13 protein-coding genes are annotated in these 17,310 nt (G+C 70.6%); 4 read left to right on the plus strand and 9 right to left on the minus strand.

Translation table 11 applies throughout. The features are described from left to right. Positions 1-13 precede the first annotated feature (13 nt). Together ACLQ3F_RS30800 and ACLQ3F_RS30805 are read right to left on the minus strand one after the other, a co-directional pair. Positions 14-2,419 (minus strand): ricin-type beta-trefoil lectin domain protein, encoded by a 2,406-nt coding sequence (locus ACLQ3F_RS30800; protein ID WP_425853141.1) that lies wholly within the window; start codon positions 2,417-2,419, stop codon positions 14-16. Positions 2,420-2,742: 323 nt separating this feature from the next. Beyond that, positions 2,743-3,588: a copper resistance protein CopC gene (locus tag ACLQ3F_RS30805; protein WP_425853143.1), complete on the minus strand. Its 846-nt coding sequence runs from the start codon at positions 3,586-3,588 to the stop codon at positions 2,743-2,745. A 103-nt stretch (positions 3,589-3,691) separates the two neighbouring features. On the opposite strand from ACLQ3F_RS30805, the gene ACLQ3F_RS30810 reads away from it, so the two are divergent. From ACLQ3F_RS30810 to ACLQ3F_RS30820, 3 genes are read left to right on the plus strand one after another with little or no spacing between them, the layout of a single operon-like run. Continuing rightward, positions 3,692-4,168, plus strand: coding sequence for a hypothetical protein (locus ACLQ3F_RS30810; protein ID WP_425853145.1), 477 nt, complete (start codon positions 3,692-3,694; stop codon positions 4,166-4,168). Positions 4,169-4,173: 5 nt separating this feature from the next. Continuing rightward, positions 4,174-5,514, plus strand: a complete 1,341-nt coding sequence (locus ACLQ3F_RS30815; protein WP_425853147.1) for a hypothetical protein — start codon at positions 4,174-4,176, stop codon at positions 5,512-5,514. A 36-nt stretch (positions 5,515-5,550) separates the two neighbouring features. After that, on the plus strand, positions 5,551-6,318 hold the full coding sequence (locus tag ACLQ3F_RS30820) for a nucleotidyltransferase domain-containing protein (RefSeq protein WP_425853149.1): 768 nt from the start codon (positions 5,551-5,553) through the stop codon (positions 6,316-6,318). Between the two features lie 27 nt (positions 6,319-6,345). On the opposite strand, the gene ACLQ3F_RS30825 is transcribed toward ACLQ3F_RS30820, so the two are convergent. From ACLQ3F_RS30825 to ACLQ3F_RS30835, 3 genes are all read right to left on the minus strand, one after another. Further along, positions 6,346-7,740: a dihydrolipoyl dehydrogenase family protein gene (locus tag ACLQ3F_RS30825; protein WP_425853151.1), complete on the minus strand. Its 1,395-nt coding sequence runs from the start codon at positions 7,738-7,740 to the stop codon at positions 6,346-6,348. A 383-nt stretch (positions 7,741-8,123) separates the two neighbouring features. Further along, positions 8,124-9,854 carry a hypothetical protein gene (locus tag ACLQ3F_RS30830; protein ID WP_425853153.1) on the minus strand — a complete coding sequence of 577 codons (1,731 nt, stop codon included), beginning with the start codon at positions 9,852-9,854 and terminating at the stop codon, positions 8,124-8,126. A 268-nt stretch (positions 9,855-10,122) separates the two neighbouring features. Further along, positions 10,123-11,697: an FAD-dependent oxidoreductase gene (locus ACLQ3F_RS30835; RefSeq protein ID WP_425853155.1), complete on the minus strand. Its 1,575-nt coding sequence runs from the start codon at positions 11,695-11,697 to the stop codon at positions 10,123-10,125. Between the two features lie 76 nt (positions 11,698-11,773). On the opposite strand from ACLQ3F_RS30835, the gene ACLQ3F_RS30840 reads away from it, so the two are divergent. After that, positions 11,774-12,370 (plus strand): helix-turn-helix domain-containing protein, encoded by a 597-nt coding sequence (locus ACLQ3F_RS30840; protein WP_425853157.1) that lies wholly within the window; start codon positions 11,774-11,776, stop codon positions 12,368-12,370. A 41-nt stretch (positions 12,371-12,411) separates the two neighbouring features. Here ACLQ3F_RS30840 and ACLQ3F_RS30845 read toward each other — a convergent pair whose 3' ends face one another. The 4 genes from ACLQ3F_RS30845 to ACLQ3F_RS30860 all read right to left on the minus strand — a co-directional run bounded on the left by ACLQ3F_RS30845 (position 12,412) and on the right by ACLQ3F_RS30860 (position 16,954). Further along, positions 12,412-13,848 carry a class I adenylate-forming enzyme family protein gene (locus tag ACLQ3F_RS30845; RefSeq protein ID WP_425853158.1) on the minus strand — a complete coding sequence of 479 codons (1,437 nt, stop codon included), beginning with the start codon at positions 13,846-13,848 and terminating at the stop codon, positions 12,412-12,414. Then, entirely contained in the window at positions 13,838-14,656 is an 819-nt protein-coding gene (locus tag ACLQ3F_RS30850) for a TauD/TfdA family dioxygenase (protein WP_357258400.1), read from the minus strand. The genes ACLQ3F_RS30845 and ACLQ3F_RS30850 overlap by 11 nt, the downstream gene beginning before the upstream one ends. Before the next feature lie 59 nt (positions 14,657-14,715). After that, positions 14,716-15,987: an asparagine synthase C-terminal domain-containing protein gene (locus ACLQ3F_RS30855; protein WP_425853160.1), complete on the minus strand. Its 1,272-nt coding sequence runs from the start codon at positions 15,985-15,987 to the stop codon at positions 14,716-14,718. 190 nt (positions 15,988-16,177) lie between these two features. Continuing rightward, positions 16,178-16,954 (minus strand): enoyl-CoA hydratase/isomerase family protein, encoded by a 777-nt coding sequence (locus ACLQ3F_RS30860; RefSeq protein ID WP_425853161.1) that lies wholly within the window; start codon positions 16,952-16,954, stop codon positions 16,178-16,180. Positions 16,955-17,310 lie beyond the last annotated feature (356 nt).

Raw genomic sequence — 17,310 nt, forward strand, 5'->3', positions numbered from 1 at the left:
CCTTCGTCCGAGGTCAGCCGGTTACCCCGCTACTGACCACCCACTTCTGGTGTGCGCCGCCCGCGTACGTGCCGAGCTGGATCTGGGTGCGGTCGGCGCTGCTGCCGCCGGCGGCCTCCAGGACCTTGCCCGACTGCGGGTTGCGGATCGACCCGTCGGCCTGTGGCTGCCAGACCTGCGCGGCGGTGCCGTTGCAGGTCCAGAGCTGAACCTTCGTGCCGTTGGCGGTGCCGCCGTTGTCCACGTCCAGGCACTTGCCCAGCACCCGGTACGTGTCGCCGACCTTCGTCCACGACTGCGCTGTGGTGCCGTTGCAGGTCCAGAGCTGGATCTTCGTACCGTCGGCGGTGCCCGCGTTGTCGACGTCCAGGCACTTGCCGCCGACGCCGGTGATGGTGCCGCCGGTCGGCGGCGGGGGACTGCCCGGAATGGAGTTGAGCGTGTACCACGCCTCGGTGCTCCACAGTGACTGACCGCTGGTCGAGGTGAACGGGCGCGGGGAGCGCAGGTGCACCACCCGGCCGGCCTTGCGACCGGGCACCGTGAGACTGACCTTCTTGCCGTCCGCCGAGAGGGTGGCCGAGGTGACGGTCAGGGTCTCCTCGTCGATCTTCGGACCGCCGTAGCTCGACGTCGCCACGTACCGCCACTGCTTGAGCTTGTAGCGCGCGGCCAGCTCGGCGGCGGTCGCCGTCGACACCGGCTCGGTGTACTCCACCTCGAAACCGGTCGTGGTGGCGCGCATCGCGAGCATCTCGAACGTGGTGGCGGTGTTCGGAGTGAGCTTCTGCAGGCCGTACGAGAGCTTGCCGGTCTGGCCCCAGTTGCCGCCCGCGCCGAGCCCGCCGACGTAGATCGCGCCGTCCGGGCCGACGTTGACCTCGGAGACGCCCGCCTCCAGGCCCTGGGTGAGCCGGAACAACGCGCCCTGGTACTCGCCGTTGACCTTCTCCACGTTCGCCCGTTGCAGGCCGCCGTAGGTCACGTCACCGATGACGAACTGGCCGGCGTAGCGACCGCTGGTCAGGTAGAGCGGTGTGCTGGGCGAGTTGGCGATCTCGTTCTGCGGCATCCAGAGCACCGGTTGCGTGACCGGTGCGGTGTCGAACGGACCCGCCGGGTTCGTGAAGTGGTTGAAGAACCGGCCCTGCTTGATGTGCACCAGCTTCGACGAGGGCAGCCAGCCACCCTGGTTGTCGGTGACGAAGATGCCGCCCTCCGGGCCCCAGCCGATCCCGTGTGGCGTCCGCAGACCGCCGGCGACGTAGCTGACCGCGCCGGTGTCCTTGTTGACCTTGAGAGTGGTGCCGCGGTTGGTGGCGGGTTGCGGGTTGGTGGTGGCACCGCCGGAGTTGATCGACACCGACAGGTTCAGATAGAAGAACCCGTCCTGGTAGAGCAGGCCGAACGCGAACTCGTGGAAATTGCCGCCGTACGGCCAGGTGGCGACGGTCTCCAGGCGCTCGGCCGCCTCGTCACCGCCGGTGTTCACCAGCCGGGTCAACCGCTGTTTCTCGGTCACGTAGACCACCCCGTCGACGACCTTGAGCCCCATCGGTTCCTTGAGGCCGCCGGCGATCTTCTTGGTGGTCACGTTGCCCGGACTCGTCGATCCGCCGGTGTTGCCGAGGATCCAGACCTCGCCGTCCTGGGAGGTGCCGGACTGGTCGCTGCCGCCCCAGGTGCTGATGACCAGTCGGCCGTCGGCCAGCCAGTCCATGCCGGTGACCTTCGGCTGGAAGCCGCTGGGCCGCAGGTTGGTCAGGGTGTAGCCGGGGTGCACGCCGGTCAGCGGCAGGCCGTCACCGGGGGTGTCGGAGACGCCCTCGCACTCCTTGCGTCCGGGTGCGGTCACCCGGACCACGCCGGCGTCGGTGCTCAGCGCCGAGTTCGGTACGACAACGAAGGCCGACGAACCGGGCGTCTTCCACTCCAGGGTGATCTGCTGCCCGCCGCCACGCTCGAAGTGGTCGATCCGCAGAGCGTGCAGGCCGGCGGTGAGGGTGACGGTGCCCTCCTTGGGCGGGGTCGCGCCGTGCAGGCCGTCGTGGTTGATCACTACGGCGTTGTCGATCGACAGCTTGGAGCCGTCGTCGCTGCTGAGCCGGAAGGTGTAGCTGCCGGCCTGGGTGGTGGTGATGTTGCCGAGCACCTGCGAGACGAAGTTGTCCTCGAAGCCGAAGTCGGCCGCCGAGGTCCAGTTGATGGTGGACATCAGCTTGTCCACGTTCGGGGTCTGGGCGGGCTTGAGGGTGCACAACTCGGACAGTGGCACCTGCACGTCGAAGACGCGCAGCGTGACGCCCGGTTCCTGTGCGGGGGCGGCGTTGGCGGGGGCGGCCCAGAGACCGGCGGCGAGGACGAGTGCCAGCGCACCCAGGACGGGATGGTGGAGTCGGCGTAGCAGGCGTGTGCCCATCGTTCCTCCAGGAGGCAGTGGAGTGTCCGACGGCCGGCGTGGATCAGCGGTGAGGATGACCGTCGGCCCGGCTCCGTAACGTCCTCGACGCCGACGAGTGACGTTGCGGAAACACCGGGTGGATGGCTCGGAACATTAAGGCGTTTCGATTGAACTGTCCATGGCTTCGCTCCGATGCATCAAAAGTTACCGATGTCCATGCGAAAGTTCGCGATGTTACGCGAAGAATGTCTGGCCGATCGGCCCTGCCGCTGGGCAGTCAGCGGTGCCGCCGACGGGCCCTGACGCCCACTGCCACGTGCCGGACCGGGCCGCTGGCTGGCCTACCGCCGTCCGCGCCGGGACGGGCCGCCGGATCGCTCGCCGGGCTTGCGGGCCGGGGTGGCGGCCTTGCCTGCCGAGGCGGCCGGCCGGCCGCTTCGTGTGGTGGTTCCCGGCACGGCGGGTCGACGGCGGGCCGCCACCAGCACGATCGCGGAGACCACCACGACGATCAGGGCCGGGACCAACCAGGCCGGGAACCCGCCGTCCCCCTGCTCCTTCGCGGCGCCGACCGGGTCGCCCGTCGCAGCGCCGGTAGGAGCGACCGGGCTGCCGGTGCCCCCCGAGGTGGCCGCGCCCTCGCCCTCGGCCTGGGCGAGCAGCGCCGGATCCGGCCCCGCCGTGGGCGCCGACCAGCCGGCCGGGGCCGCAGTGCCCGGGCCCTGGTAGTCGAAGGTCACCTCGCCCCGCACCGCCTCACCGTCCGAGGCGACCGAGAGGTAGCTCGCGGTGTAGCGGCCCTTCGCCGGCCAGTGCGCGACGGTGACCATGGCCGGGAAGCCGGTGTGGTAGAGCCGTGGCTCGAACACGCCATTGACCATGAAGTACTCGGTGACCGGCTTGTCCAGTCGCTTCGGCTCACCGTAGGACCACCCGTTGTCCACTCGCGACCCGTTCGGACCGCTGATCGCGAAGTGCGCGTTGGACGCCGGCTTCTCGGTGAAGTACAACGCCAACCGGGCCAGCGGCTCGCGGACGACGGTGCCCTTCAGAGGCGTGGAGGTCGCCAGCTGACCGTGCGCGGACGCCGGGGCGACCGGCAGCAGCAGCGACACCACCAGGGTCGCCGCCAGCGCCGCCACGACACGGCTGAGGGCCTTACGCACAGTGACCAGCTTCGATCGCATTCGTTAATCATGGTCATTTCCCCGGCACCGAACAAGACGTAGAGTTCTCCTCCCCGACGATCAACCCGACACCCGTCCCCCTCGCGTCGTTCGGAGTCCGCCCGTGTTCGTCCGTACCCCCGCTGCCCGGACCGCCGCCGCTCTCGCCGCCGTCATCCTCGGCGCCCTGCTCCTCGCCGGTTGCGGGCAGGACGACGACCCCTCCGTGGCCGCCCCCTCGGCGGCACCCACGTCCGTGGCCCCGTCGAGCGTCACCTCCACCGGGCCGACCCCGACGGCGGCCAGCACGCCCAGCGCCGCCGCCAGCACCGCCGCTGTGGACCAACAGATCACCGTCACGATCGCGAAGAAGCGGGTCGACCCGCCGACCGGACGGGTCACCGTCAGTAAGGGGCAGTCGGTCCGGATCACCGTCACCTCCGACGTGGCCGACGAGCTGCACGTGCACGGCTACGACCTGGGCGCCCGGCTGCCGGCCGGCACGCCCGGCTCGGTGGAGTTCCGCGCCGACAAGACCGGGCTGTTCGAGGTGGAGACGCACGAGTCCGAGCTGGTGCTCTTCCAGCTCGTCGTCCGCTGAACGACATGACGGCCGCTCCCACGCTGCTGGCACACGGCGTCGGTGGCCGTCAGGACCTACCGATCACCCTGCCGCAGCTCGTCGTCGCCGCCGCGCTGACCCTCGTCGTCACCTTCGTGGCGCTGGGCCTGCTCTGGCGCGAACCCCGGCTCGACCGGGACGCCACCGGCGGTCGCCCGGTGCCGCACCGGCTCGCCCGACTCGTCGACGCGCCCGGGTTCCGGTGGGCGCTGCGCGGGCTCGGCCTGCTCGCCGCCGCCTGGTTCTGCCTCGGTCTGCTGGGCGGGCCCGACACCGCTGACAACCCGACCGCCGGCGCGCTCTACGTGCTGCTCTGGGTCGGGCTGGCCCCGCTGTCGCTGCTGCTCGGCCCGATCTGGCGGGCGGTCAACCCGCTGCGCACCGTGTACCTGCTCGCGGCGCTGGCAACGCGGCGCGACCCCAACCGTGGGCTCCGTGAGCTGCCCGACAGCGTCGGGTGGTGGCCGGCAGCCGCCACCCTGTTCGGCTTCGTCTGGCTGGAACTGGTCGCCCCCGACCGGGCCACCCTGCCGGTCATCACCGCCTGGCTGACCGGGTACGCGGTGGTCCTGCTGGCCGGTGCCGTGCTGTTCGGCGCCGGCTGGTTCGACCACGCCGACCCGTTCGAGGCGTACAGCACCCTGATTGGTCACCTCGCCCCGCTCGGCCGGGCCGCCGACGGCGTACTGGTCTGGCGTAACCCGCTCGACGGGATCGCCGGCCTGCGACCCCGCCCCGGGCTGGTCGCCGTGGTGATCGTGCTGCTCGGCTCGACCATGTACGACAGCCTCTCCAACGCGCCGGGCTGGTTGCGCTTCAGCCAGGAGAACGGCCTGCACCCGGCGGTCACCGGCAGCGCCGGTCTGAGCCTCGTCATCGCCGCCGTCGCGGTGGCGTACCTCGCCGCGACCGGCGCTGCGGCGCGGATCGGTCGCGCCGAAGCGACCGACGCCCGTCAGGTGCCGGGCGAGATCGCCCACTCCATCGTTCCGATCGCCGTGGGGTACGTGGTGGCGCACTACTACTCGCTGCTGATCCTGGAGGGCCAGCGCACCGTCGCCTTGCTCTCCGACCCCCTGGGCACCGGCGCCAACTGGCTCGGCACCGCCGGCTGGGAGCCGCAGACCGCGCTGATCACGCCCTCCGGGGTGGCGAGCGTCCAGATCACCGTCATCATCCTCGGGCACCTGCTCGGCACGCTGCTCGCCCACGACCGCGCGCTGTACCTGTTCCCCCGGGCCCGGGCGGTGGCCGGCCAACTACCCCTGCTGGCACTGATGGTCGCCTACACCGTCGCCGGTCTGCTGCTGCTCTACGCGGGGTGATCCCGCCCGGCTCCGACCCGTGCGCCATCATGGCCCGTGGACTCCGATCTTCGGCGCTACCTCGACGACCTCGTCAGCACCGCCCGGGACGTGCTCGGCGCCGACCTGGTCGGCGCGTACGCGGCCGGCTCGGTGGGGCTCGGGGCGTACCAGCCCGGCCGCAGCGACGTCGACGTGGCGCTGCTCAGCGCCGGGCCGCTCACCCGCACCGTCAAGCAGACGTTGGTCGCCCGGCTGCGACACGACGCGCTGCCCTGCCCCGCGCGCGGGCTGGAGTTGGTCGTCTACGACCGCGCGGTGGCCGCCTCAGGCACCCCCGACCCCGGTTTCGAGGTCGAACTGAACACCGGGGCCGCCATGCCGTTCCGCCGCACCCTCGACCCCGCCGACCGCCCGGTCACCGACGGCCGATTCTGGTACGGCCTCGATCGCAGCATCCTGCACCAGAGTGGACTCCCACTGCTCGGGCCACCGGCGGGGGAGGCCTTCGCCGACCTCGCCCCGGCCGACCTGCGCCGGCTGCTCATCGAGGCGCTGTCCTGGTGGCTCGCCCTGCCCACCCCGCCGGCCGACCAACCCGCGCCCGGCACTGAGGACGCCGTACTCGGCGCCTGCCGCTCACTGGTGCGCCACCGCGACGGCGTCTGGTTGGCGAAGGTGGCCGCCGGCCAGCGGCTGCTCGACGCCGACGACCGGGCCGAGGTGATCCGTCAGGCGGTCGCCGCACGCCACGGCGGGCCCCCGCCCACCGGGGCGCAGGCCCGCGCCTTCCAACAACGGGTACGCGACGAGATCGCCGGGTAGCGGTCGCCTGGGCGGGCCCCGCGGCGCTCAGCGGACCGGGCTGGACACCAGCGAGGCGAAGAGCAGGTTGAGACCCTCGGTCATGGTCGGGTGGGTGATGACCGCGTCCCGCAGGGAGGTCCACGGCATTCCGGCGAGCATGGCCAGCTGCAGCGAGGTGATCACCTCACCGGCCTCGGCACCGAGTAACGACGCACCGAGGATCCGGTCGCTGCTGGTGTCGATGACCGCCTTCCACATGCCCTGGGTCTGTCGCAGGGTGCGTGCCCGGGGGATGGCGGCGACCGGCAGGTGGGCGACCTGGATGTCGTACCCGGCGCGGCGCGCCTCGGTCTCGGTCAGGCCGACCCGCGCCAGCTCCGGGGTGGTGAAGACGGTGTACGGGATCAGCCGGTCGGCGGTGCTGCGTCGGCCTCCCGCGAGGTTCGTCCGGATGATCCGGTAGTCGTCCAACGAGGCGTGGGTGAACTGCGGGCTCCCGGCGACGTCCCCGGCCGCCCAGGTGCGCTCGGCGCTGGTACGCAGGTGCTCGTCGACGTCCACGAAGCCCCGCTCGCTGAGCCGTACGCCGGCCACGTCCAGGCCGAGCCCGTCGGTGACCGGTTCCCGCCCGGCCGCCACCAGCACGTCGTCCCCGGTCACCACGCTGCCGTCGTCCAGCGTTACCCGGAGCGAGCCGTCGGCCTCCCGGTCGACGCGCGCGACAGCCACACCCACCCGCACGTCGATGCCGTCATCGAGGAAGACGCGCATCACCGCGTCGCTGACGTCGGGGTCCTCGCGGGTGAGCAGCCGTGGACCACCCTCGACCACTGTCACCGCGCTGCCGAACAACGCGAACATCTGCGCGAACTCCACCCCGACGGTGCCGCCGCCGAGCACCACCAGCCGGGCCGGCAGTCGGTCCAGGCGCAGCAACTCGTCGCTGGTGAGCACCCCGGCCTCAGCCATCCCGGGCACCGACGGCAGATGGGGGCGGGTGCCCGTGTTGATCACCACGTCGCTGCCGCGCAGCAGTCGCTCGCCGCCGTCGGCGAGTGCCACCCGTACGGTTCGTGGGCCGACGAACCGGGCCTCGCCGATCACCAGGTGCAGACCGGAGTCGAGGAACTGCTGCCGGTTGGCGGCGACCATCCCCTCCACCACGTCCCGCTTGTGTTCGCGCAACAGGTCGATGTCGACCCGGCCGCCCTCCACAGTCAGGCCGAGCGCCGACGCGTCCCGCAGCTGGCGGGCGGCCCGCGCGCTGGTCACCAGCGCCTTCGTCGGGATGCACGCGACGTTGATACAGCTGCCGCCGATCATGCCGCGTTCCACCATGGCGACCCGCTGACCGGATCGGGCCACGTCCATGCTCAACGTCTTGCCGGCCTTGCCGCCACCGACGACGAGCAGGTCGAACTCCTCCGGTTGGTCGGTCACCGGGCGCTCCTCTCGGTCACCGGCCAAGCCGGCGGCCACCGCTGGTGCGCGGCGGCCAGCCCCAGCCTGCCAGCTCCGACCTGCGAGGCGACCCGGTTCCTCGCAGAATCCGCCCGAGCCATCACCCGTTCCTTGATCAAGTGATGAAAAGTAGGTCTCCGAACCTCCTACGACCTACTTTTCATCACTTGATCACCGCTGGTCAGCCATCGTCCATGAGCTTCGTCGGCGTACCCCCCGACTCTCACCGACGAGGGGGTCGCCGAGCTGCGGAGGTACCTCGCTCGGTCCGCCCCGTCTCCCTCGTGAGTGGCTGATCGGCCGGACGCTCGGCCCGGGCCCGTGCGGATCCGCTCCGGGCCCGGGTACAAGCGCTGCTGAGGTCAGTGCCGGGCGGCGCCGTTCTCGCTGACCGGCTGCCCGAAGGCCAGGAACGGCACGGGCGTCGGTGCGTCAGTGCCGATGTGCCGAGGGAAGGTCCGGTCGGCGTCGTCGGCGCTGACCTCCCGGGCCGCCGTACGGTCGGACGTCGTCGACTCCTCCGCAACCGCCGCAGCGCCAGCATGCGCGTCGTCTGCCTGCTCCACCGGTGCCCGGTCGCCGTTCGCGTGCTCGGCCGGGGCCTGGTCGCCACTGGCCTGGTCCACCGGGTTCAGGTCGGCGTAGCCGTTCTCGGCCGAGCCCCGATCGGCAGGTGCGGCGTTGAGCGGGGCACGGTCGGCAGTGGCGCGATCGGTGTCCGCATCGTCCACTGTCGGGCGCTCCGCGGAGTACCGGTCGACGCGGTCGACGGTGAGCCGCTCGACGCGCTCCGGGGCGGGTCGGTCGGCGCTGGAGCGGGAACCCACCATCGGGTACTCAGCGGTCTCCGTACCGCCGGCTGCCGCGGCCATGACCGCGGCGGCGGCGAGGTCGGCCACCCGCTTCGCCTCCCGCTGTACGCGGGCGCGGACCTCCTTGGCGTGCCGCTCGGCGGAGTCGCCAGCCCGCCGGGCCTCGTCCAACCGGGCGCTCTCGGCGGTCAGGTCCCGACGGACCTCACTGAGTCGCTGCTGCATCCGGGACAGCTCGTTCTCCAGCGTCTCGCCCTCCTGGCGGATCTCGGCAAGCTGCTGACGGCCGGTGTCCAGCTCCGCGTTCAGGTCGGCGGCCTCCTGCCGGCGCTCCTCAAGCTCCTTCTGCAGGGCGGCGAGCTGCTGCTGATGGCTGGCGGCCTGCTCGTCGGCGCGGTTGCGCAGCTCGGTCACGTGCTGCTGCGCCTCGGCGAGCAGCGCGGCTATCTGCTGCTCGGTCGCGCTGCGCTGCTCGGCCAGCTCCTGCTCGGCGGCGGCCTGCTGTTCGGCGATGTCCTGCTCGGCGGCGGTACGCCGTTCGTTGACCTCTCGCTCCACGCTGGCCTGCCACTGGGCCATCTCCTGCTGATGCTTGGAGCGGGCCGACTGGAGTTCCTGCTGGATCTGGGTACGGGCCGACTTCATCAGCGCGTCGGCGGCGACCCTGGTCTGGTTGAGCTGCTGCGCGCTCTGCTCAGTGATCCGCTTGGCCTCGTGCTGGGCGCGCTCGTGCGCGGCCTCACCGTCGGCCCGCAACTGCTCGGCGTGCTCGCGGATCGCTGTCAACTCGGCCTCGGCGTGGGCGCGCCGCTCCTCGTGCGCCTGCTCCTGCTCGGCCCGCCGCGTGGCCAACTCCTCCGACAGGTCCTGACGTGCCTGCGCGGCCCGCTCACGGGTGTCGGCGAGGATCCGCTCGGACTCGCTGCGCAGCTCGTTGGCCCGGTCGGTGGCCGACTCGGTGATGATGCCGGCCTGCTTCTCGGCGAGCGCCATGATTTCGCCGACCATCGGGCCCAGATCGTGGAACGAGGCGCGGTCCACCTGCACAGGTTGCTCCTGAAGCTCGGCCAGTTCGGCGCGCAGTCGCTGCACCTCGGCGGTCAGTTCACGGACGCGGACGGCGGAGCGCCCGTGCTCTCCGCTCAGCATCGCGATCTGGCCGTCGAGCTGCTCCAGGTGCCGGTCCACCTGGCGTTTGTCGTATCCGCGAAGGGCGAGCTCGAAGCTCGGCCGGGAGGCCGCATCGTCGCGTGCTGCGTGCGGCTCAGCGCCGATGGACATGCACCATCCTCCGTACGATCGGGGCGTCAGGGTCGGCGATCGCCTGCCCCACGGGCCGTCAGTGTGGCGCAACGCTACCGCTGACCCGACCTCATGCGAAGTCCTGCCCCACCACCTCTCACGTTGCCGTCGCGCGTTGCTCCGTTCCCGCGCCGACCATGGACTCATGCTGCCGGAAAGGTGGTGCTCCACCACCCTTTGTCATCCCGCATCACTCCATGATCGACGCAGGTCGACGTGGTGACCGCACGGCGACGCGCGCGCGAGGTCAGCGTCGGCGGGCGACCAGGACCGCGTCGTGATGGGTGATGTCCTCACCGTTCTGGTTGGTGGCGAGGCGGGAGCGTTCCTCGGCCGCCAGTACCTCCCAGTGGGCCGGTTCCAGATCGGCGGCCACGTCCTGCGCGGTGTACATCATGTCCGGCATGTGCATCCGGTGCGCCGACCCCCACAGATCCGAGGGGTGGTGCCCGACGATCAGCAGGACCCCGCCGGGTGCCACCGCGGCGGCCAGCCGGCCGAACAACTCCCGCCGCTCTTGCGGCGGCAGGTGCATGAACTGCGCGGACACCAGGTCGTACGCCTCCTCGGTGGGCGGCTTGTCCCGTAGGTCGGCGTGGGTGAACTCGATCCGGTCGCGCACGCCCGCGGTCTCGGCGTGCGCGGCGGCCCGGCTCAACGCCGTGGTGGAGATGTCCACCGCCGTCACCTGCCAGCCGCGCCCGGCCAACCACACCGCGTCGGCACCCTCGCCGCTGCCCACGTCCAGGGCGCGCCCCGGGGCCAGGTCGGTGACCTCGGCGACCAGTTGCGGGTTCGGCCGGCCACTCCAGACCGAGGGGCGGGACTGGTAGCGCTCCTCCCACGCCGGTTCCTCGAACGTCGTGGCCACCAACTGCCGGTACGCGGCCACCGCGTCGCGGGTCTCCTCGGCGATGAGATCGGCGTTGATCGCCGCCGCCGCGGTCAGGCCGGCCCCGGCGGACGTGATCACCTGACCGCGGATGTCGGCCACGTTGCCCGCCACCCAGACGCCCGGGACAGTCGTCGCGCCGGTGGCATCGGTCGGGATCTGGGCGCCGATGACGTGCTCGCCCATCGTCACCTCCTCCGGGGCCAGACCCAACCCCACCAGCACATCGGAGCGGGGAGTCAGCCGCGTCGCCACCACGATCGCGTCGAGCGCCACCACCCGGCCGTCGGCGAGCCGTACACCGGTCAGCGCGTCGTCGGTCACCTCCACGGCGGCGACCGGGCCGGGCACCACCGCGATGCTGCGGGCGGCGAGCCGCTCGGCGGTCTCCGCGTCCGGCGCCGGCGCGTCGTGCAGGAAGAGCAGCACGCTGGGGCTCCACTGTCGCCACATCTCGGCCTGGTGCACGCTCAGCGGGCTGGTCGCCAGGACGCCGATCCGGCGGTCCCGAACCTCCCAGCCGTGGCAGTACGGGCAGTGCAGCACGTCGCGACCCCACCGCTGGGCGAGGCCGGGCACGTCGGGCAGTTCGTCGGTCAGACCGGTGGTCACCAGCAGCCGGCGGGCCCGTACCGAATCCCCGCCGTCCAGGCTGAGCCGGAACCCGTCGTCGTCCCGGGTCGCGGCCTGCACCCGTCCGGTGCGGAACTGTCCGCCGTACCCGGACACCTCGGCCCGTCCGATGGCGAGCAGCTCGCCCGGCGGCGTCCCCTCCCGGCCCAGGTAGTTGTGCACCCGGTCGGCCGGCGCGTTGCGCGGCTCACCAGAGTCGATCACCAGTACCGACCGTCGGGCCCGGCTCAGCGCCAGGGCTCCGCTGAGCCCTGCGGCGCCGCCGCCCACCACCACCACGTCGTATGTCTCGTCCACCGGTATCTCCCTCTTGCTCTGTCGGCTGCGCCCACCATCCGTCGCCGTCGGCAAAGTGGCAACTATCCTTGCCGTTATGGCAAACGAGGACAACGCCGCGCTGGCGGCCGTCGGCCCCCGTCTGCGTGCCCTGCGTCACCAACGTGGGATCACGCTGACCCAGCTCGCCGAGCTGACCGGCATCTCGGTGAGCACCCTGTCCCGGCTGGAGTCCGGGAGCCGCCGCCCCACCCTGGAGTTACTGCTTCCGCTGGCGAGGGCCTACCAGGTGGCGCTGGACGAACTGGTCGACGCCCCCGCCACCGGCGACCCCCGGGTACGCCCCAAACCGATCGTCATCCACGGCGTGACGTACCTGCCGCTGACCCGCCGGCCGGGCGGCGTCCAGGCGTTCAAGCAGATCTTCCCGCCCGACCCGTCCGCCGGGGGCCGAATCCCGCAGGCCCACGAGGGGTACGAGTGGCTCTACGTGCTCTCCGGCCGGCTACGCCTGCTGCTCGGTGATCGTGATCTGACGCTGACCCCGGGGGAGGTGGCCGAGTTCGACACCCGCGTCCCGCACCTGTTCTTCAACCCCGGCCCCGGCACCGCCGAAGCCCTCAGTCTCTTCGGCCCGCAGGGGGAGCGGTTGCACGTCCGCGCCCGCCCGGCCACGCCCGACAAGCAGCAGTAGTCGAGCCCGACCCCGTCGGCGGTGGAGTGTCCAGGAACTGCTCAGCCCCACCGTCGCAGGATTGTTGGTTTGTCGAGCTTTCCGACCGGGGTGTGCGGAAGCTCGTCGACCACCCGTACCCGGTCAGCCACACCGTGCTCGCGCAGGAGGCGGCGCGCCGCGGTGGCGACGTCCGGCGCCGGGGCTCCGTCTGCCGGCGTCACCACCACCAGCGGAGCCGCCCCGTCATCCGCCGCCGTCGACGGCACGACCGCCGCCTCCCGCACCGCCGCGTCGGCCTCCAACGCGCCTTCGAGCTGAGGTGCGAAGACCAGTCGTCCCGACGTGGTGGCCAGGACGTCGGCGACCCGGCCCAGCACGCGGTACTCGCCGGATTCCGTCCGCTCGCCCACGTCGCCGGTCCGGTACCAGCCGCCCCGGAAGGCACGTGCCGTCTCGACCGGGTTGCCCTCGTATCCGATGCTGGTGTGCGGCGAACGGGCCAGGATCTCACCGAGCGCTGGCGTCTGCGCCGAGAGCGGTTCCAGCGCCACCTCGACCCCTGGTAGGGGATACATGCCTCGGGACTCCTGCGCGACGTCGTCCATGTTGCCCAGGACGATGCCGAACTCGGTCGACCCGTAGATGCGACGGATCCGGATCCCGAGGTGTCGGCGTGCCTGCGTGATCACCTCCGGGCTGAGATAGGCCCCGCCGCAGAGCGGAAGCCGCAGCGACGGCAGAGCTGTGGAGCTGCTGTCGGCAAGCAGCTGATAGTGGCGTGGCAGGGCGCTGAAGATCGTCGTGCCCGATTCGGCGAGAGCACGCAGCAGCCGGTCCGGCGGCGCGGCAGGGTCGGAGAACACGAGCCGGGCGCCGGCCAGGAGCGCCGGAAACATGTGCACATCGACACCATGGGCCACATCCAACGGATGCATGGTCAGGAAGACGTCTTCAGCGGTCACCTTGAGATAGGACAGCCAGTGCCTCCGGTCGGCCAGTAGATCTTCCTGACGCCAGGCGACGAGCTTGGGGACCCCGGTGGATCCGGTGGTCTCCAGCAACCGGAAGACGCCGGCCCGAGACTCGACCGGCAGCGCCTCGACGGCGCGCGGGGCGGGCTCGGCGAGGAGCGTGTTGACGGCGAGGGTGTCGACCGGGGTCTCGAACAGGTCGTCATGCTGCTCGTGGATCAGGAATCGGACCGGGACCTGGGCCAGCGACCAGCGGAGCCGATCCCGGTCCGACTGCACACTGATCGGTAGGTGCACCGCGCCGAGCCGAGCCAGGGCGAGAATGGTCGCGACGTACGCGGGGCCGTTGTGCAGACGGGTGGCGACGTGGTGACCGGGCTGCACCCCGACGCCGAGCAGGCCGACGGACGCCCGGTCGACGAGGTCACTCAGCTGGGCGTACGTGAGCTCCTCGCCGTCGACTGCCTGCACGGCCACCCCGTCCGGGTGGGTCCGAACCACCTCCTGGAACGCCTCATGCAGCATGCAGATCATCCCGGCGTGCCGTGTTCAGAGTGACCTGTCCGCGCAGAAGCAGCCGCACCCCGTCGGCACCGATCGCGGTGCGTCCGTGCAGGGTGCGCTGGTTGTCGATCACGAGAAGGTCGCCCACCTGCCAGCGGTGCTGGTAAAGGAATCGGGGGCGGTGCAGGAAGTCACTGAGCTGGGTGAAGAAGGTGTCGGTGGTGGTCTGGTCGCCGCCTTTGACCCGTACCTGCCAGCCATGGTTGGCGCCGACGGGGAACGGCAACGTCAGGTTCAGCGACCGAACCCGACCGTAGTCGCGGACGGTGGGGATCTCGTACCAGTCGTCGGGGACCGTCGGGAAGTAACCCCGGTCCTCGACCAGATACTCCAGCCCTACGGTCTCGATCGTCTGCCGCAGGTCGTCCGGCATCTCGGCCCACGCCGCCAACTGGTCACAGACCGTCGTCTCGCCGGATCCCGGCTCGTCGCGGAACTCGCTGGCGTAGAGGACGATCAGATCCGTCTGCTCTCCTACCAGGATGCCGTCGGTGTGCAGCGGGAGTGGGCCGCGCCCGGTGACCACTTTCCCCTCGTCTGCTGAGGCGTTCAACTTGAGCAGGTCGGCGCGGCCCTCGCCGAACTTGTGCTCGACGGTGTCGCCGAGCTCGTGCACCAGGCGTTGAAAGGCTGGTTCGTCGAGATCGAGCCCTCGTACGAGGGCCGCGCCGGTCCGGGTCGCGGCACTGCGGCAGGCGCTCGCCAGATTGTTCGTGGGGGCGGGGTCGAGTACCAGCCCGAGACCTGACGGGGTGAGGCTCAAGGTCATCTCCTGAGGTGTGGCGTTGGGATGGGTGACGCGGCCGCGGTGAGCGGGCTTCGGGGTGGTCAGCGCCGGGCGTCGGCGATGCCGCGCTCGTACACCTGAAGTGGGTCCCAGTCGTCGATCGAGCCTTCCTGCGCCAGGTTCACCAGTGCGCGGAAACAGGCAAGGTAGATCGCGGAACGGTCGACGCCGGGGGCATCCGCCTCGAGTCGCTTCACGACCCCTCGCTGAAGACCGCCGCCGTGATGAACGGCGATCTTGCGACGCCAGGCGATGTCGTGCGACACCCGTCGGCTCATGGCCTGGCGAAGGTGGAACTTCTCCCTCCCGTCGCGCACCTTGCAGTCCGGCGCCGTGTCCAGGGCGACCTGGATCACCGGCCACGCCCAGAACGGGTGGTGGACTTCCCGGCCGTACGCCAACGGCAGCCGGCTGGACAACTCGTTGGTGAACCGGGTCTGGTGGATGGCCGCGATCGTCTGATCGATCAGCTCCTCCGGGATGCTGAACGGACGGTAGATGCCGGCGTTGATGAGGTCGCTCCCATATCCGGTCAGCAGCACCTCGTCGCGCGGGATCTCGGTCCCGTCGTAGAGCGCCGTCGCGGTCAGCGCGACCTCCACCACCTCGGGCTCCGTGACACCCAGCCCTCGGATGGCCTGCGGGACAGCAGCCAGGATGCGTTCCTCGGACAGCTCGACCCGGCGCACGGAGAGACCCAGGTGATCGCCCAGCTCCGCGGCGTCGTCGAACTCGTCACCCCAGGGAGTGCCGGCGCTGTACGGCGTCAAGGCGAGCCCCTCCGAGGCGGCGAGCACTGTGACAGTGCCGGAGTCGATGCCGCCGGACAGGAGGGTCGCGAACCGGTCGAGCGGTCGGTTTCGGGCTATCGACCGAATCTGCTCCTGCAGGGCACTGACCTGATCCTCTCCGGCTTGCAGCGCGTCGGTACGCCCGGGACGAAGCAGATGCCGCAGGGGATCGTCGGCCACTGTGGTGTGTAGGGTCCATCCGTCGCGCAGCCGCCTGCCTTCCTGCACCGCGCCGAACGGTATCCGGCTGACGTGCAGCAGTGCGGTCTCGTCGCTGAGCGGCTGAGGTCCCTCCGGGCGGACCTCGACGGGCAGACCGAGCGCGGGCAGGATCAGCGGGGCCAGGAACAGGTCGGTGAAGTAGGCGAGCTTGCCCTGAGACCGGTTGACCGCCAGGTAGATGGCATCCTCGTTCAGTGCTGTGGTCCGCACGACGACGCGGTCCTCGTCGACGAAGATCCGCGCCCTGTCGGGCTCGGTCGGGGCGGGTGTGGCACCGCCGTTCGCGGTCCGGACCGACATCGTCCGCACATCGATCTCCAACGGCGTGGCGCGTGGGCTGTCAACCGCGAACCCGCTGGTGTGAACTCTCAGGTCACCGACGTGGACAGCGGGTCTTATCCGTTCCAGAGGGGTCAGATCGCAGTTTCCGACCGCCGCCCACCTGCTGGCCGCCATGATGGTGTTCCTTCCGCGTCGATGGTCTGCGACGTCACCGACTGCTGTCGATGACCTGTCGCATGTTGCGCTGCGCCTCACCGGCGGCGAATGCCGCGCGGTGCGCCTGCTTGCCGATGACTCGAAGCTGTTCGAGCCCGTCGACGAACCCCCTGTTGAGGTACGGTTTGGTGCTCCGGAAACCGGCCGTCGGGTAGGCCGCGAAGGACCGGGCCCGCTGCACGGCGACGGACAACAGCCGATCCACCGGGACCACGTCGTGGAGCAACTTGTCCTGCAGGCTCCGCTCGGCCGACCAGCCCGCGCTGGACATCAGCATCTGCTGCATGACGCTGCGGCCCACGGACCGCTCGAGCATGTATCCACCGAAGGTGCAGGCGATGCCCACCTGGAACTCCGGCATCTTCAGCACGCACCGGTCGCTGCCCACCCGGTAGTCCGCGGTGAGCGCGATCTGTAGCCCGATACCGATCGCGAAGCCGTCGATCGCCACCACCAGTGGGCGGTTGAGCTGTAGACAGGCGACGTACAGGTCAGTGATGTGATCGATCCACTCATCGACCTCGTCGCCGCCTCGGAACGTCGACGTCTCGTGGAAGTCGCCCCCCACGCCGAAGGACCTGTCGACGCCGCTGAACAGCACGACCGCACGGACGTCCGGGGCGTCGAGCTCGCGAACCGTCTCGGTCAGCGCCCGCATCCGGGGCATCGACCACATGTTGTGCCGGTGGCCCTCGGAGAACTCCACCACGGCCACGCCCTCGGAGACGTCGAGGCTGAAATAGGTCTGCGTGCTCAATTCCGCTGACATTCGCTTCCGCTCTTCCGACTGGTTGGTGTCGCTCCCGGCGTATCGGTGCCGCAAGACCGGCCGGGCAGCTCAAGACACGCCGGCGTACGGCGAAGAGCGGCGGGATCGTCAAGCACAGTACGACAGGAGCGCGGCTGGTGGCAATGGCGGGCCATTGCTGCGCCGACCTTGCTCAGATAACCCTCATTTTGTGCATCATCGCGCTCAATGTCAATAGCCACAATTTCGGAACTTCGTTGTTCGATCAAAGCCGGACCTGCTGGCGATCGGCGCATGTTTCGGTCAATTTCTACTCACCGTCGAGGGTGTTGTCTCCACCACATCGAGAATCGCTCCCAGATGGCGAGAAGGGGCAC

This window comes from Micromonospora sp. DT15, from assembly GCF_049841475.1.
In the GTDB taxonomy this organism is placed as follows: Bacteria; Actinomycetota; Actinomycetes; order Mycobacteriales; family Micromonosporaceae; genus Micromonospora.